Origin of the sequence: Pseudomonas sp. KB_15 (assembly GCF_052114525.1) — a bacterium.
Classification (GTDB): Bacteria; Pseudomonadota; Gammaproteobacteria; order Pseudomonadales; family Pseudomonadaceae; genus Aquipseudomonas.
Window position 1 is genome coordinate 1 of sequence record NZ_JBFREX010000044.1, and the last position, 22,554, is coordinate 22,554.

General features: G+C 59.7%; 18 protein-coding genes. 7 read left to right on the top strand and 11 right to left on the bottom strand.

The window, feature by feature from the left end:
• Both AB4Z35_RS24405 and AB4Z35_RS24410 read right to left on the bottom strand, forming a co-directional pair.
• A partial coding sequence (locus AB4Z35_RS24405) for a beta strand repeat-containing protein (RefSeq protein ID WP_442099894.1) occupies positions 1-4,204 on the bottom strand: 4,204 nt, incomplete at its 3' end.
• A 90-nt stretch (positions 4,205-4,294) separates the two neighbouring features.
• Positions 4,295-4,582: a PilZ domain-containing protein gene (locus AB4Z35_RS24410; RefSeq protein WP_442099896.1), complete on the bottom strand. Its 288-nt coding sequence runs from the start codon at positions 4,580-4,582 to the stop codon at positions 4,295-4,297.
• Positions 4,583-4,786: 204 nt separating this feature from the next.
• Between AB4Z35_RS24410 and AB4Z35_RS24415 the strand changes: the two genes are divergently transcribed.
• Positions 4,787-5,452, top strand: a complete 666-nt coding sequence (locus AB4Z35_RS24415; protein WP_442099897.1) for a LuxR C-terminal-related transcriptional regulator — start codon at positions 4,787-4,789, stop codon at positions 5,450-5,452.
• A 28-nt stretch (positions 5,453-5,480) separates the two neighbouring features.
• Here the strand turns inward: AB4Z35_RS24415 and AB4Z35_RS24420 are convergent, their stop codons facing one another.
• Entirely contained in the window at positions 5,481-5,642 is a 162-nt protein-coding gene (locus AB4Z35_RS24420; protein ID WP_442099898.1) for a DUF2986 domain-containing protein, read from the bottom strand.
• A gap of 292 nt (positions 5,643-5,934) precedes the next feature.
• On the opposite strand from AB4Z35_RS24420, the gene AB4Z35_RS24425 reads away from it, so the two are divergent.
• Both AB4Z35_RS24425 and AB4Z35_RS24430 read left to right on the top strand, forming a co-directional pair.
• Positions 5,935-6,567, top strand: a complete 633-nt coding sequence (locus AB4Z35_RS24425) for a dihydrofolate reductase family protein (RefSeq protein ID WP_442099900.1) — start codon at positions 5,935-5,937, stop codon at positions 6,565-6,567.
• Between the two features lie 74 nt (positions 6,568-6,641).
• Positions 6,642-7,448 (top strand): glycosyltransferase family 2 protein, encoded by an 807-nt coding sequence (locus tag AB4Z35_RS24430; protein WP_442099901.1) that lies wholly within the window; start codon positions 6,642-6,644, stop codon positions 7,446-7,448.
• A gap of 114 nt (positions 7,449-7,562) precedes the next feature.
• On the opposite strand, the gene sorB is transcribed toward AB4Z35_RS24430, so the two are convergent.
• The 3 genes from sorB to mqo form a co-directional block, all read right to left on the bottom strand.
• Entirely contained in the window at positions 7,563-8,207 is a 645-nt protein-coding gene (sorB, locus tag AB4Z35_RS24435) for a SorB family sulfite dehydrogenase c-type cytochrome subunit (protein WP_442099902.1), read from the bottom strand.
• Positions 8,208-8,217: 10 nt separating this feature from the next.
• Positions 8,218-9,459: a SorA family sulfite dehydrogenase catalytic subunit gene (gene sorA, locus AB4Z35_RS24440; protein ID WP_442099903.1), complete on the bottom strand. Its 1,242-nt coding sequence runs from the start codon at positions 9,457-9,459 to the stop codon at positions 8,218-8,220.
• A gap of 406 nt (positions 9,460-9,865) precedes the next feature.
• Positions 9,866-11,512 carry a malate dehydrogenase (quinone) gene (gene mqo, locus AB4Z35_RS24445; protein WP_007998620.1) on the bottom strand — a complete coding sequence of 549 codons (1,647 nt, stop codon included), beginning with the start codon at positions 11,510-11,512 and terminating at the stop codon, positions 9,866-9,868.
• Positions 11,513-11,903: 391 nt separating this feature from the next.
• On the opposite strand from mqo, the gene ilvD reads away from it, so the two are divergent.
• Complete coding sequence (gene ilvD, locus AB4Z35_RS24450; RefSeq protein ID WP_442099905.1) at positions 11,904-13,586, top strand: dihydroxy-acid dehydratase; 1,683 nt, start codon at positions 11,904-11,906, stop codon at positions 13,584-13,586.
• A gap of 222 nt (positions 13,587-13,808) precedes the next feature.
• Here the strand turns inward: ilvD and AB4Z35_RS24455 are convergent, their stop codons facing one another.
• Positions 13,809-14,459 carry a DUF2238 domain-containing protein gene (locus tag AB4Z35_RS24455; RefSeq protein ID WP_442099907.1) on the bottom strand — a complete coding sequence of 217 codons (651 nt, stop codon included), beginning with the start codon at positions 14,457-14,459 and terminating at the stop codon, positions 13,809-13,811.
• A gap of 157 nt (positions 14,460-14,616) precedes the next feature.
• Between AB4Z35_RS24455 and AB4Z35_RS24460 the strand changes: the two genes are divergently transcribed.
• On the top strand, positions 14,617-15,048 hold the full coding sequence (locus AB4Z35_RS24460) for a nuclear transport factor 2 family protein (protein WP_442099908.1): 432 nt from the start codon (positions 14,617-14,619) through the stop codon (positions 15,046-15,048).
• Between the two features lie 212 nt (positions 15,049-15,260).
• Positions 15,261-17,621 carry a DNA polymerase II gene (locus AB4Z35_RS24465; RefSeq protein WP_442099909.1) on the top strand — a complete coding sequence of 787 codons (2,361 nt, stop codon included), beginning with the start codon at positions 15,261-15,263 and terminating at the stop codon, positions 17,619-17,621.
• Here AB4Z35_RS24465 and AB4Z35_RS24470 read toward each other — a convergent pair.
• Positions 17,586-18,056: a DUF1810 domain-containing protein gene (locus AB4Z35_RS24470; RefSeq protein ID WP_008004122.1), complete on the bottom strand. Its 471-nt coding sequence runs from the start codon at positions 18,054-18,056 to the stop codon at positions 17,586-17,588. The two genes, AB4Z35_RS24465 and AB4Z35_RS24470, sit on opposite strands and share 36 nt — an antisense overlap.
• A 29-nt stretch (positions 18,057-18,085) precedes the next feature.
• A complete protein-coding gene (locus AB4Z35_RS24475; protein ID WP_008004123.1) occupies positions 18,086-18,907 on the bottom strand; it encodes an aldo/keto reductase in 822 nt (273 codons plus the stop codon).
• Positions 18,908-19,275: 368 nt separating this feature from the next.
• Between AB4Z35_RS24475 and AB4Z35_RS24480 the strand changes: the two genes are divergently transcribed.
• Complete coding sequence (locus tag AB4Z35_RS24480) at positions 19,276-20,061, top strand: sulfite exporter TauE/SafE family protein (RefSeq protein WP_007988000.1); 786 nt, start codon at positions 19,276-19,278, stop codon at positions 20,059-20,061.
• A 222-nt stretch (positions 20,062-20,283) separates the two neighbouring features.
• Here AB4Z35_RS24480 and AB4Z35_RS24485 read toward each other — a convergent pair whose 3' ends face one another.
• Positions 20,284-20,550: a hypothetical protein gene (locus tag AB4Z35_RS24485; protein ID WP_414910308.1), complete on the bottom strand. Its 267-nt coding sequence runs from the start codon at positions 20,548-20,550 to the stop codon at positions 20,284-20,286.
• 246 nt (positions 20,551-20,796) lie between these two features.
• Complete coding sequence (gene phaC, locus AB4Z35_RS24490; protein ID WP_442099912.1) at positions 20,797-22,500, bottom strand: class I poly(R)-hydroxyalkanoic acid synthase; 1,704 nt, start codon at positions 22,498-22,500, stop codon at positions 20,797-20,799.
• Positions 22,501-22,554 lie beyond the last annotated feature (54 nt).

Consider the following 22,554-nt stretch of genomic DNA (forward strand, 5'->3'; position numbering starts at 1 on the left):
TCCACTGGCCGGCGGCGTTGTCCACGGCGATTGAGCCGTAGGTGCCGGTTGACGAGCCATTGATGCTCCAGGTCGCCGTGGCGTCGTGATCGATGTCGGCCGAGCTGAACTGGCCGCTGACGCTGAGTTGGATGTCTTCCTGCACCGCGCCGGCATCATTGCCGGTCGCGAAACTGAGCACGGGCGCGTCGTTGCTGCCGGTAATAGTGATGGTGACGGTCTGCAGCGCCGAGGCGGCGTTGCCCGCGCCGCTGTTGTCAGTGGCCACCACGGTGTAGGAGAAGCGGATGGTTTCACCGGCACGCAGGAAGTCCAGGTTCTCGCTGCTGCTGTAGTGCCAGCTGGCCTGATCGACCGAGAAACCGCCGACCAGCGCCGCGGCCTGCGCCGAACCGAGGGTGCCGCCGCTCCAGACGAGGTCGTTATTGGCGGTCTGGCTGACCGTCACCGTGTCGTGGCTGTCCAGATCGGCGAAGCTCAGCACCCCGCTGTCGCTCAGAGTGGCCGTGCCGTTGCCTTCGTCCATTGCCCCGGTCGTGTCGTCGATTGTCAGCGTCGGCTGGTCGTTGGTGCCGGTCAGGGTGATCGTCACCGTCTGCGGCGCCGAGGTCGCGTTGCCCGCGCCGCTGTCATCGGTGGCCACCACGGTGTAGGAGAAGCGGATGGTTTCACCGGCGCGCAGGAAGTCCAGGTTCTCGCTGCTGCTGTAGTGCCAGCTGACCTGATCGACCGAGAAACCGCCGACCAGCGCCGCGGCTTGCGCCGCACCGAGGGTACCGCCGCTCCAGACGAGGTCGTTATTGGCGGTCTGGCTGACCGTCACCGTGTCGTGGCTGTCCAGATCGGCGAAGCTCAGCACCCCGCTGTCGCTCAGCGTGGCCGCGCCGTTGCCTTCGTCCATTGTCCCGGTCGTGTCGTCGATCGTCAGCGTCGGCTGGTCATTGGTGCCGGTAATGGTGACGGTCACCAGYTGGGTGTCGACRCCACCGAGGCCRTCGCTGACTTGCACCGTAAACACGTCATTGTGACTCTCGCCCGCCTTCAGCGCCTGCACCGCACTGGCAACGCCATCGGTGCCGTTGGCCAGGGTGTACGTCCATTGGCCGTTGCTGTCCACGGCGATTGAGCCGTAGGTGCCGGTATTTGACCCGGCAATACTCCAACTGGCGGTGGCATCGTGATCGATGTCAGCCGAGCTGAACTGACCGCTGACGCTGAGCTGGATGTCTTCCTGCACCGCGCCGGCATCATTGCCGGTCGCGAAACTGAGCACGGGCGCGTCATTGGTGCCGGTAATGGTGACGGTCACCAGCTGGGTGTCGACACCACCGAGGCCGTCGCTGACYTGCACGCTGAACACTTCGTTGTGACTCTCGCCCGCCTTCAGCGCCTGCACCGCACTGGCAACGCCATCGGTGCCGTTGGCCAGGGTGTAGGTCCATTGGCCAGCGTTGTCCACGGCGATCGAGCCGTAGGTGCCGGTTGGCGAGCCATTGATACTCCAACTGGTCGTGGCATCGTGATCGATGTCAGCCGAGCTGAACTGGCCGCTGACGCTGAGTTGGATGTCTTCCTGCACCGCGCCGGCCTCGTTGCCGGTCGCGAAATCGAGCACGGGTGCGTCATTGGTGCCGGTGACGGTGATGGTCACCAGCTGGGTGTCCACGCCACCGAGGCCGTCGCTGACCTGCACCGTAAACACGTCATTGTGACTCTCGCCTGCCTTCAGCGCCTGCACCGCACTGGCGACACCATTGGTGCCATTGGCCAGCGAGTAGGTCCATTGGCCGGCGTTGTCCACGGCGATCGAGCCGTAGGTTCCGGTTGGCGAGCCATTGATGCTCCAGGTCGCCGTGGCGTCGTGATCGATGTCGGCCGAGCTGAACTGGCCGCTGACGCTGAGCTGGGTGTCTTCCTGCACCGCGCCGGCCTCGTTGCCGGTCGCGAAATAGAGCACGGGTGCGTCATTGGTGCCGGTGACGGTGATGGTCACCAGCTGGGTGTCGACGCCACCGAGGCCGTCGCTGACCTGTACCGTAAACACGTCATTGTGACTCTCGCCCGCCTTCAGCGCCTGCACCGCACTGGCAACACCATCGGTGCCATTGGCCAGGGTGTAGGTCCACTGGCCAGCGTTATCCACGGCGATCGAGCCAAAGGTGCCGGTATTTGACCCGGCAATACTCCAAGTGGCGGTGGCGTCGTGATCGATGTCGGTCGAGCTGAACTGGCCGTTCACGCTGAGTTGGATGTCTTCCTGCACCGCGCCGGCATCATTGCCCGTTTCAAAACCGAGCACGGGCGCGTCATTGCTGCCGGTGATGGTGATCGTCACGTTCTTGTTCACCGTCGCCCCGAAATCGTCGGTCAGCGTCACCGTGAACATTTCGGTCTTGGTCTGGCCCGCGGCCAGGTACTGCGCTGCGCTGTTGTTCAGCGTATAGGTCCAGCCCACGCTGCCCGCCGCGTCGCCGGTGCTCTCGTCGCTGACAGTGGCCACCAGCGTACCCAGCGCACCGGATGGCGCACTCACGCTGGCCACATGCGCGTGATCGGCCAGGTCCACGTCGCCGAAGGCGAAGCTGCCGCTGGCCACCGTGGTGCCGTCTTCGGCCACCGCACCGCTTTCGACTTCTGCCGCGGTCACCGTCGGCGCGTCGTTGCTGCCGGTAATAGTGATCGTCACGGCCTTGGTCACCGTCGCCCCGAAGTCATCGGTCAGCGTCACCGTGAACATTTCGGTCTTGGTCTGGCCCGCGGCCAGGTACTGCGCCGCGCTGTTGTTCAGCGTATAGGTCCAGCCCACGCTGCCCGCCGCGTCACCCGTACTCTCGTCGCTGACAGTGGCCACCAGCGTACCCAGCGCACCGGATGGCGCGCTCACGCTGGCCACATGGGCGTGATCGGCCAGGTCCACGTCGCCGAAGGCGAAGCTGCCGCTGGCCACCGTGGTGCCGTCTTCGATCACTGCACCGCTTTCGACTTCTGCCGCCGTCACCGTCGGCGCGTCGTTGCTGCCGGTAATGGTGATCGTCACGGCCTTGGTCACCGTCGCCCCGAAATCGTCGGTCAGCGTCACCGTGAACATTTCGGTCTTGGTCTGGCCCGCGGCCAGGTACTGCGCCGCGCTGTTGTTCAGCGTGTAAGTCCAGCCCACGCTGCCCGCCGCGTCACCCGTACTCTCGTCGCTGACACTGGCCACCAGCGTACCCAGCGCACCGGATGGCGCATTCACGCTGGCCACATGGGCGTGATCCGCCAGGTCCACATCGCCGAAAGCGAAGCTGCCGCTGGCCACTTTGGTGCCGTCTTCGGCCACCGCCCCGCTTTCAAGTTCTGCCGCCGCCACCGTCGGCCCGTCATTGGTGCCGGTAATGGTGATGGTCACATTCTGCGTTACCGACGAACCATGACCATCGCTGATGGTGACCAGGTATGTTTCGGTTACTGTCTGTCCCTGAGCCAGGTACTGCGCCGCCGCATTGCTCAGGTTGTACGTCCATTGCACCGAACCGTTGGCCGCGTTCGCGGCTTCGCTTACCGACGAGAGCACAAACGTACCAAGATGAGTAGCGTTGCCCAGCGCCGGCGCGAACGTCGCAATGTGCGTGTCACTCAGGTCGACGTCGTTAAAGGCAATCGTGCCGCTGGCCGTCAGCGAGTCGGTCGTACTCGCAGTGGTGGCGGCGTCTTCGGTCACCGTGCCGGCCTGCGCGCCGAGGCTGATCGTCACACCATCGTTCTCGCCCGAAAACTGCACTGTCGCGGTGGCCCAGCTGAGCGTTCCGTTGCCGAGACGCATCGCATAGGTAAAGCTGTCCGTCAGGACCTCGCCAGTAGCAAGCGCCTGGAGTTGTGCCTTGAAAGCATCTGAAAAAGTAGCGGCGTCGTAGCCGACCTTACCGTCCGAAGTGATCCAGATCTTTGCACCATTCAAACTGGTGTCAGAACTGGTCGCCTCAGCCCTCGCCGTATCCTGGGTCAGGAGGTCGGCCGGAGCATAAGCCTTGGTGGCAGTAGAAAGACTGTCCGCGTTGTCGAGTGACCAGAGTGTCTTCGCGTTACCGCCGAGGTCATTGGACATGACGTCCCAATACACGACCCCCAGCAGATTTTCAGTGGTGGTGAAGACGTCATCCTTCGCCTGCGGCGTGTTGGAAAACGAGGTAACGGTTCCGCCGCTGGTAGTTGTGGTGCTAGCCATGTCTTTCTCCCATGAATGTCACTCTGAGCAAAAAAACCGCTGTGGGCCGCTAACAGCCACAAGCCGATTCTTCCTCAACCCGCGAATACTTCACTCCACCGGTACCAGCCGGCTGGCCAGCAGCTTCACGCCCACCCCGGCCCTGCCGCCCTGCTGCTCAATGCGCACGATTTGTCCTTGCGCCTTGAACTTCATGGGGCCGCCGGGAGTGTCGAGCTCGATCTCGAAGTCAATCAAGCTACCCACCTGCTGCTTGCTATCGGTTTCGAAATACAAACCGGAGGCGCTGATGTCACGGGTGACACCGTTGCCCCCGCCGATCAGTTGCAGCGACAGGGTGACTTGTTCACGGGGCTCAATTCGGTGTGCGTCTTTCATGACAGCAGTCTAAAAACGGCCTCTGTTTTTTACATGAGTGCGCTATCCCTTTTTTTCTGGGAGTCAATCACCCATGAAAACAGTGTTTTACGGGACAAATGTCATGGGAGGGGGGTGCCTGAAGCGCTATAGAAAAAGCTACGGGCTGCAACGATTGCTATCATGATCAGCTAACACAACCCGCCTAAAGAGGCAGCGAGCCGCATGCCAATTCAAGTCCTGTTAGTAGCTCTACCGCTCGTGGCCTGGGGCCTTGAGCGTCTGGTGGAAAGCGCTCAACCGAGGTTGATGCTGGCGGGTTCGGTGGCGTCGGTGGCGCAATACCTGCTTTCGCTGCACCTATACACACCAGATGTGGTGGTACTGGACCTGGACAGCGAGGACTGTATCGAGTCGCTGGCCGACTTGCACCGCCAGACCAAAGCCAAGATTCTGGTAGTGACAGGGTCGAGCGACGTGGCACTGCATGACAGTGCGGTGCTGGCGGGTGCACGTGGCGTGGTGGACAAGCGGGAGTCGGCATCCGCCTCAACATTGCTCAAAGCCATAGAAAAAGTGCATGAAGGCGAACTCTGGATTGACCGCAATGCGACCAGCCGTATCTTCCTTGAACTGGCGCGCAAGAAAGCCGGGCGCGATATGGACCCGGAGCAAGAAAAAATCGCCAAGCTGACACGGCGCGAGCAGCAAACCATTGCATCGCTGGCCAGCGACCCCTCAGCACCTGGCAAGTTGGTGGCCGAGAAGCTGCACATCAGCGAGCACACGCTGCGCAACCATTTAACATCGATCTATAGCAAGCTGGGCCTGACGAACCGCGTAGATCTGTACGCCTACGCACACAAGCATGGGCTTTCCGCTGGCGACTGAGGACTGCGGGCCGCCGCCGATGGTGGCGTCAGCTCTCAACGGAAATGATTGAGTCCTGACTGGATTCAGCAGCCAGTTTCAATCGGTCCGCTTTACTAATGTATTTTGACTTGTTTTTCGGTGCCAACTTGGCACTGGCCTTTTTGGCGTGAGCCTTTAACAACTGATTTATTTTTTTACGACGATTCATATTTTTCTACCCCTTTTGCAAGTTCTTGAATGATATCAGCTTAAAGTACCGGGCCAGCTCCCTGTGGTGCGCACTTGGTGCATAACGCTGGAAACAGGCGGTGAATCGCCCCTGGTTTGCTCGAAGCCTCCAAATGACAATGTTATGCAATGCATTCTCGCGAGAAATAAAGATCGCGCACTTTGTTGTCGATTTCACAGCATCTGGTTCGACTATCTATCAGGGACTGGTCTCAAGGCATCGCAGACTTCCCTGTCTAAACTCTTTCAGCAAGATGAATCAGGAGAAGAACATGCGCACACTCACCGTTGCCGCGTTCGTGAGTCTGGACGGCGTCATGCAAGCGCCCGGCGGGCCTGAAGAGGATTCCAGTGGCGGATTCCGGTTCGGTGGCTGGATAGTGCCCTACGCCGACCAAACCACCGGCCAGGCCGTACAGGACCTGTTCTCCCAGCCGTTCGAGTTGCTGCTGGGGCGTCGTACCTACGACATCTTCGCCTCCTATTGGCCGCACATTCGGGCCGATTCAACCCACCACACCATCGCTGACCTGTTCAACGGCGTACCCAAGCATGTGGCCACGCATCGCGCCGACTCACTGGACTGGCAGAACAGCCATGCGCTGGAGGGCAACCTGGTCGATGCGATCAGCGCGCTCAAGCGTCAGGACGGTCCTCAGTTACTGACCCAAGGCAGCGGCGATCTGGTGCGCCAACTGCTTGCCGCCGGCCTGGTGGATGAATTGCGGCTGATGATTCATCCCATCCTGCTGGGGCGCGGCAAGCGCCTGTTCGGCGACAACGCACAAGCGTCGGCCTTCACCTTGCAGAACTCGATCAGCTCGCCCGGGGGTGTGCTGATCGCCCGTTACCTGCGCAGCGGCGAGGTACGCACAGGCACGTTCGAGGGCGTCAGGCAGCAATAGCCCAGGTGAAATTAAGCTTGGGCTAAGGTTGCCTCTTTAAGCTCGACGCATTTGGGCCGTCGAGCATTTCAAAGATGGGTAGTGTCGATACAAACGCCAAACCACCGTTCAGCATCGTTCTGGTGAATTACAAAACCCTTGATTTGACCAGGATCTGCCTGGACCTTTTACGCGAGCCGGTACGAAAAGCCGGCATTGCGGTCTGGGTGGTGGATAACGGTTCGGCGGACGCCAGCGTCGAGTATTTGCGCTCACTCGACTGGATCAATCTGATCGAACGCAATGCCCCCACCAAAGAGCCGGGCCACATCGCCCATGGCAAAGCGCTGGACTTGGCACTGGCCAGGGTCAATACCGACTATCTGTTCCTGATACACACCGACACGTTCGTCTTCGATGCCGATGTCTTTGCGATGATGCTGGACCACTGCACAAAGGATCGAAAAGTCATCGCGGTCGGTTGCACGGAGCAACTCGACCGCGGACTGCCAAGGACCGTGTGGCGCTTCACTTCACGCCTGCTCAAGCACCATTACCGGCGCCTGAAGCAATCCCTTGGCCTGCGATCAAAAGACCCGAAGCCCTACAAGGAAACCCACTTGAAAAGCTTTTGCACGCTATGGAATTGCAGGCTGATGAAGCAGCAGGGTCTGCATTTTCAGATCGACGATCGTGTGCCCGGTTATGAACTGCAAGACCAGGTGATCGGGCTTGGCTACAAAGTCGTGTTTCTTTCGCCGGGCAAAATCTTCAAGTACCTGGACCACGTCCAGGCCGGCACCGTCGCCGCCGCGGGCGGATATGGCCAGAATCACCGGCGGACCAAAATGTACCAGGACATTCTCAAGCGCTTCAGTGCAGACAAGACTTCGATGTCTTGAACAAACTGCACTCACAAAAAAGCCCCGAATAATGTGGGAGCGAGCTTGGTCCGGGCGGCGCTCCGACGATGACGGTTGCACAGTCACACAGATGGTGCCAGGCTCACGGCCCGTTCATTGATTCATGATGAACGTCGCGAGGCTTTTCAGGTCATCCGAACTTAACTGCGCGAACGGTGGCATGGGCACATCCCCCCACTTTCCGCTACCGCCGTGCTGAATGCTGGACATTACCCGGGCCAGTGCCTGCGGGTCATTGGCATACTTGGTTGCCACATCGTGATAGGCCGGGCCGACAACCTTATGATCGACCGAGTGACAGGACAGGCAGGCGTTGTCCTGGAGCAAGGCCGAGGCGACTTTGGCTACCGACACTGTCGGGGGCTGGGCCGCCGACGGGTTCGAGGCCGCCTGAACATCGGCATCGCTCGCCTGGGCACTGCCGTAGGTCACCGCCAGGTAGGCGCCGATCACATTCACCTCCTGGTCGCTGATCGGAGCGCCGTACACGTGCTGCATCTTGCTCGCTTCGGCGGTCCACTGCGCCAGGCTCATGCCCGGCGGCTGGAAGTTGATGTAGTCGGCCGAATGGCAGATGGAACACTTCTGCCGGGCCAATGGATAGCCAGGCAACGCACTGGGCTTGAACGCTGCCGTTTCGGGCGGCAACGTGATCGACAGTGGCGCGGCACCAGCCATGCTGGCCAGAAAAACCTGAGTCGCGCACAGCAAGGTGGTCATGAATTTCAGGGGTTTCATGCAGCCCTCCTCAGGCGACGGTCACGTGGCTGGTTTCGACGACATGGCGGCGGTAGCCACCGGGGTTCCAGTCGGCTTGCAGCGGTTGCGTCTCGCCCGCACTGTTGCTGGCTCGCACCATCAACTGCGTGGCGCCCTTGCGGGTAAAGCTGATCGGCAGAGTCCACTCGCGGAAGGAGTAGCGGCCAAGGTCCTGCCCAAGCCTGGCTTCGCGCCAGGTTTTCCCGCCGTCGATCGACACCTCCACCTTGTTGACCCCAGCGCCACCGTCGAACGCAATACCCTTGAGCACCACGTTTTTGTTCAGTGGCAATACATCGCCGTGCTTAACGCTGGTGATGAAACTGCGTACCGGCAATCTGGAAATCGGCCGGGTTTTCGCCGCCGTGGTGCCGGGGGCGATGCAGAAGCAATCGTTATCCGGAACCCGGTAACCCTTGGCCATGAAGAAACCGTCGTAGGTATGGTCGAGGACTTCGATCTCACTCAGGTGCTTGACCCAGTACGTGCCGAAATAGCCCGGCACCACCAGACGAATCGGGTAACCGTTGAGAAATGGCAGGTCGGTGCCATTCATCGACCAGGCGATCATGGGCTCGCCGTCCATGGCATGGCTGATATCCAGCGCCTTGATGAACTCCGGCGTGCTTGGCAGCACCGGTTTATCGAGCCCACGGAAAGTCACTTGCGCGGCACCGGCTTTCACCCCTGCCTTTTCCAGTACAGCCTTGAGCGGCACCCCCAGCCAACGCGCATTGCCCATGGAGCCATTGCCCAACTGAGCCCCGAACACCCGCGGCATCGAGAAGCCACGGCTGTTCCCCGAACACTGATTGACGGCCACCACTTCTACCGGCTCGGCGAGGGCCTTGAGCTCGGCAAGGGAAAGCGACAGCAGCGTGTCGACCGAGCCCTTGATCGTCAGGCGGTAGCTGTCGGGATCGATGCTGGTCGGGAAATTGGCCAGGTGGTAACGCACGAAAAAGGCGTCATTGGGCGTGATTGGCCCTTCGTTGAAGACGGGGAACGGCGTCTCCAGGTGCGGCGGTCGCGTGGTCACCAGGGTCAACGGGCGTTTTTGCGGATATTGCACCAGCGGTCGTGGGCCTGCGGCAAAGGTCACTTCTTCAGTGTTTTCGTCGGCGGCCCTGGCGAGATTTGCCAACGGCGAAGCCGCCAACGCCAACGTAAAAGCATCGCGTAAAACCCGCCGACGGCTCGGCTGGCTGCTGTCTACAAAACTGAACTTCATTCTGCGCTCTCTATGTTTGTTTTATCGAGATGCAACTGACTACTGTAGGAGCGAGCTTGCTCGCGATGGTCGTTAACGATTACGCGTGTTTACTGGATAAACGCAGCGCACTTGATTCCATCGTCGGAACGCCGCCCGGAGCAAGCTCGCTCCTACAAATTCCCACCGGGGTGGAGAGGTATCAGGCTTAAGGTTTCGCCTTACCGAGGTTGGTAAACAAACCAGTATCCTCAGGGCCAAACTGTCTGCTTCTCATTGAGCGTCAGTGAATTGACAATTGATGACAGTAACCTCCGTTATGGCTGGCGTAGACACTCCGGTTTCAAAGTGTTGCCTGTACCATCGCCCACAAAAAAGCCCACTGACCGTCGCCGGTTCAGTGGGCTTTTTTTGATCCGGCGTCTAGTTACAGAGCCATATCACTCGCAGCATTAGCCTTCGGTGCCTTAACAGCAGTGTCGACAGTCACTGGCTTCACAGCCGGTGCGATCACCGCGGGTGGCGGAGTCAGCTCCAGCACCTTGGCGGTGTAGGCCCACTCTTCAGCAACCTTCTCAGGGCTGTTGTTCAGCTGGGTGCCATAGCTCGGCACGATCTGGTGCAGTTTTGCCTGCCACTCAGGTGTCGCGACCTTGTCCTTGAACACTTTCTGCAGCACGGTCAGCATGATCGGTGCGGCGGTCGATGCGCCTGGGGAGGCGCCCAGCAGGCCGGCGATGCTGCCGTCTTGCGAAGCGACGATCTCGGTGCCCAGTTTCAGCACGCCACCGGCGGCTTCATCACGCTTGATGATCTGCACGCGCTGGCCGGCTTGCCACAGGCGCCAGTCTTCGGCCTTGGCGTTCGGGAAGTATTCTTTCAGGGCGTTCATGCGGTCTTCGTCAGACAGCATCAGCTGGCCTGCAAGGTACTCGACCAGCGGGTATTCCTTGATGCCGACCTTGGTCATTGGCCACACGTTGTGCGTGGTCGTGGTGGTCAGCAGGTCCAGGTACGAGCCTTCCTTGAGGAACTTGGTGCTGAAGGTCGCGAACGGGCCAAACAGGATCACGCGCTTGCCGTCCAGCACGCGGGTGTCCAGGTGCGGAACCGACATCGGCGGTGCGCCCACCGAAGCCTTGCCGTAGGCCTTGGCCAGGTGTTGCTCGGCGATGGTCGGGTTCTCGGTCACCAGGAACGAGCCGCCCACCGGGAAGCCGGCGTATTCCTTGGCTTCAGGAATACCGGACTTCTGCAGCAGGTGCAGGGCACCGCCGCCGGCGCCGATGAACACGAACTTGGCGTCGGTTTCGGTTTTGCTGCCGTCTTTCAGGTTTTTGTAGCTGACGCGCCAGCTGCCGTCTTCGTTCCGGGTGATGTCCTGCACTTCGCTGGACAGCTTCAAGTCGAATTTCGGCGTGGTTTGCAGGTGCGCAACGAACTGACGGGTGATTTCGCCGAAGTTCATGTCGGTGCCGAGCGGGCTCCAGGTGGCCGCGATCTTCTGGTTCGGGTCACGCCCTTCCATCATCAGCGGCACCCACTGCTTGATCACAGCCGGGTCTTCGGAGTACTGCATGCCGGCGAACAGCGGGCTCGCTTGCAGGGCTTCGTAGCGTTTTTTCAGGAATTTGATGTTGTCATCGCCCCACACGAAGCTCATGTGCGGAGTGGAGTTGATGAACGAACGCGGGTTCTTCAGCACGCCTTGCTGAACCTGCCAGGCCCAGAACTGACGGGAGATCTGGAAGGCTTCGTTGATTTCAACGGCTTTCGGGATCGAAACCTTGCCGTTCTCGTCTTCCGGGGTGTAGTTCAGTTCGGCCAGGGCGGAGTGACCGGTACCGGCGTTGTTCCAGCCGTTGGAGCTTTCCTGGGCGACGCCATCGAGGCGCTCGACCATTTCCATCGACATGCCAGGCTCCAGCTCATTGAGCCACACACCCAGGGTCGCGCTCATGATGCCGCCGCCAATCAGCAACACATCGACTTTCTTTGCCTCTTGCGCGTAGACGGAAGTCATCCCCATCGCCAAAGCCAGCCCCAGCAGGGCCGTGTTCACTTTCTTAAACATCTGTAGCACCTATGATAAAACGCCATCCGCCCTTCCATCCTCATGCGCACAGCCCCATGTTTCTCGGCAGTCACGGGTGCGGCACTCAAGGATTGCAGGGTGGGCACACAAGGCCGACGAACCGCATCGACCCCAGTTTAATGTCCCTTCTGAACTGACTTTTTATCTTTATTGGCTTCAGCTACTTGAGCGACAGTGATTCCGTCGGCACGTCTTGCGGACATGCAAACTGAATAGGTCAAACCAAGTTGGCGCGCAGAATATCACGACAAGGCTTACCCGCGCGTCTGTTCCCGACCGGTTAGTCCGGGCCCGGGCGCCCGGCCTTCTATACTCATCCTGTTTTTCACCATGAGTGCGTGAGGAACAGCCATGAGCGATAGGAGCAGTCATGAGCGACAAAGACGATCTGCGCAAGTACTCCTCTCAAGTGATCGACGGCGTGGAGGCCGCACCGGCACGCGCCATGTTGCGGGCCGTGGGCTTTACCGATGCAGACTTCCAGAAACCGCAGATCGGCATCGCCTCGACCTGGGCCATGGTCACGCCCTGCAACATGCACATCGACAAGCTGGCGCTTGAAGCCGAAAAAGGCGCGAATGCCGCGGGCGCCAAGGGTGTGATCTTCAACACCATTACCATTTCCGACGGCATCGCCAACGGCACCGAAGGCATGAAGTATTCGCTGGTGTCCCGCGAGGTGATCGCCGACTCCATTGAAGTGGTCACCGGTTGCGAGGGATTTGATGGCCTGGTGACCATCGGCGGCTGCGACAAGAACATGCCGGGCTGCCTGATCGGCATGGCACGGCTGAATCGCCCGTCGATCTTTGTCTATGGCGGCACCATCCAGCCGGGCGCCGGCCATACCGACATCATTTCCGTGTTCGAGGCCGTGGGCCAACACGCGCGGGGCGATATCAGCGAGATTCAGGTCAAGCAGATTGAAGAGGTGGCGATTCCCGGTCCCGGTTCCTGCGGCGGCATGTACACCGCCAACACCATGGCCTCGGCCATTGAAGCATTGGGCATGAGCCTGCCCGGCTCCAGCTCCCAGGACGCCATTGGCGCCGACAAGGCGTCGGACAGCTTCCGTGCCGGACAGCAGGTCATGGAGCTGCTCAAGCTCGACCTCAAACCTCGCGACATCATGACCCGCAAAGCCTTCGAGAATGCCATTCGCGTGGTGATCGCCCTCGCCGGCTCGACCAACGCCGTGCTGCATCTGCTAGCCATGGCCAACGCAGTGGATGTCGAGCTGACCCTGGATGACTTCGTCGAGCTGGGCAAGATGTCCCCGGTGGTCGCCGACCTGCGCCCCAGCGGCAAGTACATGATGAGCGAGCTGGTAGCCATCGGCGGCATTCAACCGCTGATGAAGCGCATGCTGGATGCCGGCATGCTGCACGGCGATGTGCTGACCGTCACCGGCCAGACCCTGGCGGAAAACCTGGCAAACGTGCCCGACTACCCGGCCGGCCAGGACGTGATCCGGCCTTTCGACCAGCCGATCAAGAAGGACTCCCACCTCGTCATCCTGCGCGGCAACCTCTCGCCCACCGGCGCCGTGGCCAAGATCACCGGCAAGGAAGGCCTGCGTTTTGAAGGCACGGCACGGGTCTATCACGGCGAGGAAGGTGCGCTGGCCGGCATTCTCAATGGCGAAGTCCAGCCCGGCGAAGTGATCGTGATCCGCTACGAAGGGCCCAAGGGCGGCCCGGGCATGCGCGAAATGCTGTCGCCGACGTCGGCGGTCATGGGCAAGGGCCTCGGCAAGGAAGTGGCGCTGATCACCGACGGGCGTTTTTCCGGTGGCTCCCACGGTTTCGTAGTCGGTCATATCACGCCGGAAGCCTTCGAAGGCGGACCGATTGCGCTGGTCGAGAATGGCGACAGGATCATCATCGATGCCGAAACCCGGCAGATCACGGTGGATGTCTCCGATGCCGTGCTGGCCGAGCGCAAGTCGCGCTGGGTGCGCCCGGAATCGAAATACAAGCGCGGGGTGTTGGCCAAGTATGCGAAGACCGTGTCCAGTGCTTCGGAGGGGGCTGTGACGGACAAATATCTATAGGGCGTGGTTTAGAGGTGGCTGATCCAAAGCCATCGCGAGCAGGCTCGCTCCCACATTCGACCGTGTTCCTCCAGGAAAAACGCGATCAACTGTGGGAGCGAGCCTGCTCGCGATGGCGTCCTGTCAGGCAACCTCTACCTCAAAGCCTGAACCGATCCACCGACTGCGACAACTGCCCCGCCAGGCTGGACAGCTCATCCGTGGTCGAAGCGGTCTGCCCGATCACCTTGCTGTTGTCATCGCTTGCTTTTGCACCCTAGCGCGCAGGGACACCAGCAACAGGCTGGCAAACGCTCCGGCGACCGCGATGGCCAYGTCCTTTTGCGAGTCCCAGGGGTCGTTTTGTGCACCGACGAAAGCATTTGCCGTGTCATTGCCCAGGAAGGCACCGCCGATCCACTCCACCAGTTCGTACACGGCGGATGTCGACAGCATGATGTTCAGGGTCACGAAAAACAGCCAGAACCCACGCAGCGGAGTCAGGCGCCACAGGACTTCGCGCACCGGATAAGCCAGCAGCAGCCCGTAGCTCAGATGCACCAGTCGGTCGTAGTGATTGCGGTGCACACCTGACGCCCGGTCGAAACTGAAGCCCAACCACGCCGAAGACCATTGATCGTAAGGCACCAGGGAATAGGTGTAGTGGGCGCCCAGTTCATGAACGCACAGAAACGCAAACACCAGCGTGATCGACGTCGCAGACAAGCGAAACCAGCGAGAAACCGCCACCAACGTCCCCACCAGCAACAGTACCAGCAGGTTTTCCAGCGCCCAGTCCACCCGGCTACCGGGTGAAAAACCCGACACCACGACAATCAGTAGAAACACCATCAGCAACGTCAGGTCGTGCCGTAAACGCGAGTGAGGCTGCATGGCTGAATACCTCGAAGTCAGGACATCGCCCTTTTAACTTCGAGGCAAGGTCGCCAGGCAAGTTCGCTTTTTTCCACCATCGCATGATAGGTTGTACGATAACTGACGAATCATCGTAGAGTCGTCACGCTATCCCTACAACAACAAGGAAACACCCATGAAAAAAGCAAAAGTACTGATTGGTTTTCTGTGCCTGTTCAGCGGCTACGTCGCCGCCACCCCGGCTGCCGCGGACAAGGACGTGGCCCAGGCTGTCGACCACCTGACCCAGGCCATGCTGCACAAGGACATTGCGGAACTGAACGCCTTGACCGCCGACAACCTGACCTATGGGCATTCCAGCGGCAAGATTCAGGACAAGACGGCCTTCATCGCCGACATCGAAACCGGCAAAAGCGCCTTCAAGACGCTTGAGATGCAGAACCAGACCATTACCGTCTCAGGTGATGTTGCGCTGGTCCGTCACCACTTCTCGGCGCAAGCGCTGAAAGGCACTGAAGTGGTGCCAACCGAAATCGAGAACTTCCAGATCTGGCAAAAGCAGGACGGTAAATGGCTGCTGGTGGGACGGCAGGCATTCAAGTTCTGATGCATTGCTAAAACCACCACCGTACCTGTAGGAGCGAGCCTGCTCGCGATGGCGGACTGTCAGCCAATATCTTTGTTGAATGTTTATCCGCAATCGCGAGCAGGCTCGCTCCTACAGGGGGAGGTGCCTGCCTGACAGGCCTGCGGCAAACGCGCTATCGCGACGGATGACGGGTAGAATCACCCTCTGAATCAGTTTCGAGGTTTGCAGCGGTGGATCTACAGCAGGGCTTCGTCCTGACCCGGCATTGGCGCGACACCCCGGCCGGTACGGAAGTCGAGTTCTGGCTGGCGACTGACAGCGGTCCCCGGCGAATCCGCTTGCCTTTCCAGCCCTCGGTGGCGTTCATCCCTGCTGACCAGCGTCAGGCGGCCGAAAGCGTTTTGCATGACGAGAAAAACGTCGAGCTCAGGCCCCTGGCCCTGAGGGATTTCGAACATCGCCCGGTCCTCGGTCTTTACTGCCGGCAACATGGCCAGTTGATGCGCCTCGAAACCGCGTTGCGCAGGGCCGGTGTCGAGGTGTTCGAAGCCGACGTGCGTCCGCCAGAACGCTACATGATGGAACGCTTCATCACCGCGCCAGTGCGCTTCGGTGGTACGCCGAATGCCGAGGGGCAGCTGCTCGATGCGCAGATGAAACCCGATCCCGACTATCGGCCAAGCTTGAAACTGGTGTCTCTGGACATCGAGACCACGGCCCAGGGCGAGTTGTATTCGATTGCCCTGGAAGGTTGCGGCGAGCGTCAGGTGTACATGCTCGGCGCGCCCAATGGCGACGATAGCCAGGTGGATTTCCAGCTCGAGTACTGCGATTCGCGGGCCCTGTTACTGAAAAAGCTCAACGAATGGTTTGCCCGGTTCGACCCCGACGCGATCATCGGCTGGAACGTCGTGCAGTTCGATTTGCGGGTGCTTCACGAACACGCCCGGCGCCTGGCGGTGCCGTTGAAACTGGGGCGTGGCGGCGAGGAAATGCAGTGGCGCGAACACGGCAGCGGCAACCACTACTTCGCCTCGGCGGCTGGCCGCTTGATCATCGACGGTATCGAGTCCCTGCGTTCGGCGACCTGGAGTTTCCCTTCGTTCAGCCTGGAAAACGTCGCGCAAACCTTGCTCGGCGAAGGCAAGTCCATCGACAACCCGTACCAGCGCATGGACGAAATCAATCGCATGTTCGCCGAGGACAAACCGGCGCTGGCCAAATACAACCTCAAGGACTGCGAACTGGTCACGCGGATTTTCGCCAGGACCGAGTTGCTCACCTTCCTGCTGGAACGGGCCAGCGTCACCGGTTTGCCGGCCGATCGCATGGGCGGTTCGGTGGCGGCATTCACCCACCTGTACATGCCGCTGATGCACCGTCAGGGTTTCGTTGCGCCGAACCTCGGTGGCAAGCCGCCGCAAGCCAGTCCCGGCGGTTTCGTCATGGATTCGCAACCGGGACTGTACGAAGCGGTGCTGGTGCTGGACTACAAAAGCCTCTATCCGTCGATCATCCGCACCTTCCTGATCGACCCCGTGGGGCTGATTGAAGGGCTCAAGCACCCGGACGACAGCGAGTCGGTGCCGGGTTTTCGTGGCGCGCGCTTTTCTCGCACCCGGCATTGCCTGCCATCCATCGTCGCCCGGGTGGCCGAAGGCCGGGAAACCGCCAAGCGCGAACACAACGCACCGCTGTCCCAGGCGCTGAAAATCATCATGAACGCCTTCTACGGCGTACTCGGCTCCAGCGGTTGTCGCTTCTTCGACACACGCCTGGCGTCGTCGATCACCTTGCGCGGGCACGAGATCATGCTGCGTACCCGCCAGTTGATCGAAGCGCAGGGGCATGCGGTGATTTATGGCGACACCGACTCGACGTTCGTCTGGCTGCGTCGTGCCCATGGCCAGCAGGAGGCGGCGCAGATCGGCCATGCACTGGTCGCGCACGTCAATCAGTGGTGGCGCGAGCACGTGCAGCAGGAATACGGCTTGCAAAGCGTTCTCGAGTTGCAGTTCGAAACCCACTACAAGCGCTTTTTGATGCCGACCATTCGCGGTGCCGAAGAAGGCAGTAAAAAGCGCTACGCCGGACTGGTGACCCGGGCCGATGGCAGCGACGAAATGGTCTACAAAGGCCTGGAAACCGTGCGCACCGATTGGTCGCTGCTGGCCCGTCAATTCCAGCAGGAGCTGTATTCGCGGATCTTCCTGCGCAAGCCCTATCAGGATTATGTGCGCGACTATGTCCGCAAGACCCTGGCCGGTGAATTCGATGACCGGCTGATCTACCGCAAACGCCTGCGCCGCACCCTCGATGACTATCAGCGCAACGTACCGCCCCATGTGCGCGCGGCGCGCCTGGCCGACGAGTACAACGACCGGCAGGGGCGCCCGCGGCAATACCAGAACGGCGGCTGGATCAGCTACGTGATCACCGTCGCCGGCCCTGAACCGCTGGAAGTGCGCAGCGCCCCCATCGATTACGACCACTACATCACCCGGCAACTGCAACCGGTGGCGGACGCGATACTGCCGTTTGTCGACGACGACTTCTCAACTCTGATTGGGGGGCAACTGGGCCTGTTTTGAGTCCATCAGCGATAAGGTCCAGTCATCCAGGATGCCGTGGAAGTATTGGTTCAAGGCTTGCTGGAACAGACTGTCGGCAGCGGCGACCTGGGCAAACAGGGTCATCGATGAATGAAACTTCAGGTCGTCGGGATGACCGAAAATCCCGGCCACCGAGCGCTCCCGGATATTCAGCACTTCCTGGGTGCAGCTGCGTAACCGGGCGCCCAGCAACGGGTGCTCAAGGTAGGCCTGGGCTTCCTCCCGCGAGTGGATGGCAAAGCGGCGCGACATCTCGCTGTCGCCGAGCCCGGCAAACTGCGGAAAAACGAACCACATCCAGTGACTGCGCTTGTGTCCGTTGCTCAGCTCGTCTTGAACCCGGTCGAATACCGGGTCCTGAGCCTGGAGAAAGCGTTGCAGATTGAACGGGTCCAGGTGGTCGGTGCTTCTCATGGCGAAGCTCTCTGACAGACTGCGGTGGTTCAGACCATGGCCAGCCGCTGTTTGCGTTGTGGCGCGTGAAACGCTTGGTCCAGCGCCTCCAGATCCTCTGCTTCAAGCTGCAACCTGGCGGCCTGGGCGTTGAGGCGTACATGTTCGGGATGAACCGCTTTGGGGATGGCAATCACTGCGTCCTGACGCAGAATCCATGCCAGTGCTACCTGTGCCGGTGTCACGCCGTGACGGCTGGCTACTAGTTTGAGCGTAGCATTGGCGAGCATTTTGCCGCCTTGGCCAATCGGGCAGTAAGCCATGACCGGCAACCGCCGTTGTTGGCTCCAGGGCAGCAAATCAAATTCTATGCCGCGTTGTTCCAGGTTGTAGAGCACCTGATTGGTGGCGCAGGCCGGGGCATCCAGTTCCAGCAAGTCATCGAGGTCGAAATTGGACACGCCCCAACGGCCAATCTTGCCGGCTTCGCGCAGGCGCTCGAAGGCGTCGACGGTTTCTTCCAGGGGATACTGGCCGCGCCAATGCAGCAGATACAGATCGATGTAATCGGTGCCAAGCCTGCGCAGGCTTCGCTCGCAAGCCTGGGGAATGCCCTGGCGGCTGGCATTGTGCGGGTACACCTTGCTGACCAGGAAGACGCTGTCGCGCTGGCCGGCGATGGCATCGCGGACCACTTCCTCGGCGCCGCCTTCAGCATACATTTCAGCGGTGTCGATCAGGGTCATGCCCAGTTCGATGCCCAGGCGCAGTGCCGCGACTTCTTGCGTGTGTCGCGAGCGGTCTTCGCCCATCTGCCAGGTGCCTTGGCCAATGACCGGCACCTGAGCGCCTGCCAGTTCTAATGCGCGCATGCAAATCTCCTGTGTGTATTCGGTGAACATTGTAGGTACCGTCTTGAACCTCACTGGGCAAGCGCAAATTTCGGGTCAAAGGGTTGGCTTGAGTCTCACCCAGCATCGTTACATCGGCCTGAACAATGTCCAGAGCCTTTTGTTCCTGAATTTCCTGCCGGTGCAGTGAATCCAATTGAGAACCCTGTGGGAGCGAGCTTGCTCGCGATAGCGGTGTATCAGTTGACATGGATGTCGACTGACATGCAGTCATCGCGAGCAAGCTCGCTCCTACAGGCATAAAGATAGATCGCATCGATATAACTGGTTATAAGAAATATCGCTATGCTGCGGGCCAGATTTCCCCTGCGATCTTTGTGGAAGTATTCATGGATTTAGTGAACATCGGGTTGGTGGTTGCCGGGCTGGTCGTCGGCTTTATCGTCGGCATGACTGGCGTGGGTGGCGGATCGCTCATGACCCCGATCCTGCTTGGATTCGGCATCAACCCGGCGACGGCGGTCGGTACCGATCTGCTGTACGCCGCCATCACCAAATCCAGCGGTGTACTGGTTCACCGCAAGAACAACAACATCGACTGGGCGATTACCGGCTGGCTGACCTTGGGCAGCGTGCCTGCGGTGGCGTTGACGCTATGGTTTCTCAGCACCCTGCACAGCGCCCCCGAGGCGATGAACGCGATCATCAAGCAGGCCCTCGGTTTTGTGTTGTTTGCCACGGCACTGGCGATCCTGTTCAAGAAGCGCCTGCTCGACTTCGCCCACAAACGTGCGGGCGGCAACTACAACCCCAGCGGATTGCGCTTGAATGTGATGACGGTCATCACCGGGCTGGTCCTTGGCACCATGGTCGCGCTGACGTCCATCGGCGCCGGTGCACTGGGCACCGTGGCACTGTTCATTCTCTATCCGATGCTGCCGACCCGCCGCCTGGTGGGGACTGAAATCGCCCACGCCGTGCCGTTGACCCTGGTCGCGGGCCTTGGCCATGCCAGCATGGGCAACATGGACTGGCACGTCCTGGGTTACTTGCTGGTGGGTTCGTTGCCGGGGATTTACCTGGGCAGCCACCTGACCGGGCGCATCTCCGACGAACTGCTGCGCCCTTGCCTGGCGACCATGCTGTTGTTGATCGGTTACAAACTGGCGTTCTAGCGTCTACTACAGATTTACATGTAAGAACTATGTGATAAAGCCCTGATATTCAGGGCTTTTTATTATTATTGCATGCAGGTTTTTTCTTGAACTATCGTTTTATTTGTCACCTCGAACTCCCTGAGTGCAGATCTCAGTAGCTTGGCAAGTTCTGTATTATCGTGATCTTCATCTTGAAAATGGAGTATCAGGCGGATCACAGGTAGCGATTCGCGAGAATCCTTACTCTGGCATTGTCCAGGATTGTAGCTTGTAGCCCTCCTGGCTCAACTCGGCGCGCACCTCTTCCAGCAGGCTTTCCAGCTGCGCCGGGTCGGAATAGGCACTGCTTGGAATCTGTTTGCGACAAATACGAGTGTTGGCCCGGTCGATGATGGTCAGGCTCAGTTCGCCATTACCGTCTTGCGGAGCCCAAGCGACGCATTGAAAAGGTTTGAATGCGTGACCGGCAATCAAAAGTGCTTCGTTGATACGGAACGGGGTGCTCATGGGTCGTCTCTCCTTGTACCCAAATAAATGAGAAGACCTGCTGCATGCAGTCATGCAGCAGGGCATTTCCACAACAACAGTCAAAATTGCTGGTCTTCCTCCGTACCAACCTCGTCCTTGCGCTTACGTTTGCGTGATTTGATCTTCGTCTGTGCAATCAAACTGCTGTGTTCTCGACGCTGCCGTCATCCAGGAAGTCGAGCGTCACGTACTGGAAAGTGTCGCGCTCTGGCCCACAGCAGTCTTTCATTGCTTTACATAACTGCCTGGCGCCGGCTCCAGAGGCGGGAATTTGTCATTCCCTATGTGCGGAACCGCTGGTTGGCGCTCGCCGGAGTGTCCCGCCAGCCAGTTGAACCAGTCATTCCACCAGCTACCGGGTTGCTGCTCAGCATTCTTGAACCAGGTCTCCGGGTTTTTCGTGACCCGATTATTGGTCCAGTAATGGCGCTTCTGCTTGGCCGGTGGATTGATGACGCCGGCGATATGCCCTGAAGCTCCTAATACAAAACGCTTGGCTCCGGAGAGCAGGTTGGTGCTGGCGTAGGCACTTTTCCAGGGCACGATGTGATCGTCATGGGTGGCGAGGATGTAAGCGGGAGCGTCAATTGCACGTAAATCCAGCTTGACCCCACAGCACTCCAGTTCGCCTGATTTCAAATCGTTCTGCAGATAGGTGTGGCGCAGATACCAGCAGTACATCGGCCCCGGAAGGTTGGTGCTGTCGTTGTTCCAGAACAGCAGATCAAGCGGGATCGGCTTCTGCCCCTTGAGGTATTTGTCGACGTTGTAGTTCCACCACAGTTCGTTGGGGCGCAGTAGGGAAAAGGTATTGCCCATGTCCTCGCCACGAAACAGACCGATGGGACCATTCATGCCGCCGATGGTGCGCTCTCGATAGGCCACCAGTTCTTCGTCGACGAATATGTCGATGGGACCGGTATCCAGGTAATCAAGGAACGTGGTGAACAGGCTCACGCTGGCGATCTCCCGGTMGCCGCGTGCAGCAAGTACTGCCAGCGCCGTACTCAGCAGGGTACCGCCGATGCAGAAGCCCACGCAATTGAGTCGCTGCTCGCCACTGATATCGCGGGTCACCTGCAAGGCGTCGATTACCCCGTGCTCAATCAGGTCATCCCAGGTGGTGCCAGCGTGTTCCTCGTCAAAGTTGCGCCAGGACATCAGGAATACGGGATGTCCCTGTTCCAGCAGGTGGCGGACCATCGAGTTGTCCGGGCGCAGATCAAGGATGTAGTACTTGTTGATCGACGGAGGTACGACGAATACCGGGTGTCGGTACTGGGTTTCGCTTTGCGGGTAGTACTGAATCAGCTGGAATAGCTGATTCTCAAAGACGATTTCGCCGGGGGTGTTGGCCAGATCGACGCCAACCTTGAAGGCGCCGCTATCACACTGGCGCATTTTGCCTTCGTTCATGTCGCTGACCAGATGCTGCATACCTGTGAGCAGGCTGGCACCTTGAGTCTCAACCGCACGCTGGAGCGCATCAGGGTTGCTGACCAGAAAATTGCTTGGCGCACTGGCGGCAATGGCTTGCTCCACCAGATAGCGCAGGCGTTCGCGCGGTTTTTTTTCTTTGATCAGCAGCTTGTCGAGCAGTTTCAGGAGAAAGCTTGCGTTGAGCAGGTAAAACGCAGCGAGGGAGCCGAACAGTGGCTCGCTCCAGTTGCTGCTGGAGAAGCGTCGATCATCGAAGCTGAAGGATTGGCCGGTCAGCAGTTTTTGACCGAGTTGGCCCCATTGAACCTGGTAGTCCGCTTGAAGGCTGTCCAGGGTTTCGCGAGGTAACTCGAACCAGGCGCCGTGCTCATGCCCGGAAAACCACGGATTGGTGCTGACCCATAGGCGTAATTGTTCCACTGCAAAGGAAGCGATGAACGGAACCTGGCCTGACCAATAGGTTTTGAATGTATGCGCGTTGTTGTCCATAAAGTTCCTTGCCCATACAGATGAGCCGGGCAGAAAAAAAGCCGCGCTTTGCCG